At 47.8% G+C, this 893-nt stretch carries 1 protein-coding gene; it reads left to right on the top strand.

Features of this window, described 5'->3' with window-relative positions; genetic code table 11:
• Positions 1 to 893: NADH:ubiquinone reductase (Na(+)-transporting) subunit A (gene nqrA, locus ACS8FD_RS18170; RefSeq protein ID WP_439276880.1), on the top strand; the 893-nt coding region annotated here is incomplete at both ends.

Genomic DNA, 893 nt, shown 5'->3' with positions numbered 1-893 from the left:
GTGACGTTGTAGCTAAAGGTCAACCTGTTTTTGAAGACAAAAAACGAGTTGGTGTTATATACACGGCCCCTGCAGCTGGTAAAGTTATTGCCATTAAACGTGGCGAGCGTCGTGTCTTTGAAAGTCTTGTCATTGAGGTTGACCCAAACGGTGAAGAAGTAGAGTTTCAGCGCTATGACTCCCAGCAACTTGCTGACTTAGACTCGGAAGCCGTTGAAACCCAATTGCTTGCGTCTGGTGAATGGACTGCATTTCGCACACGTCCCTATAGCCGTGCTCCTGAAATCGGTGCACGTCCGCACGCTATCTTTGTCACCGCGATGGATACTAATCCATTAGCGTTCGACCCAATGCTACTGATTAATGAAGAGCTGCAAGCGTTCAATGACGGACTGGCTGTATTGTCTACACTCAGCCCAAGAACTTTTGTCTGTCATCATGGTGACGCTAAGCTGCCACCAGTTGCAAAGACTGCGGCTAATAATGTCACTGAGTATCATAGCTTTGCAGGCAAGCATCCAGCTGGTCTTGCTGGTACGCATATTCACTTTTTACATCCCATCAGCCGCGGCGTAACTGTCTGGACGATCGGTTATCAAGATGTGATTGCGATTGGTAAACTCTTTACGACGGGTCGCTTATATACGCGTCGTCTGTTAAGCCTTGCAGGTCCTGCAGTTAAGGACCCACACTTGGTTGCGACTGAGCGCGGTGCTGATATGACCGCATTGACAAAAGGTCAATTGATGGCAGGCGAGAATCGTATCATCTCAGGGTCGGTACTTTCTGGACGTAAGTTGTTCGATAATGTGGCTTATCTTGGTCGTTTCCACAATCAAGTTAGTGTATTACCTGAAGGCCGTGAACGACCAGCATTTCACTTCTTTAGTCCA

The organism is Psychrobacter sp. 1U2 (assembly GCF_051847575.1).
This window is presented reverse-complemented; position numbering and strand designations above follow the sequence as displayed.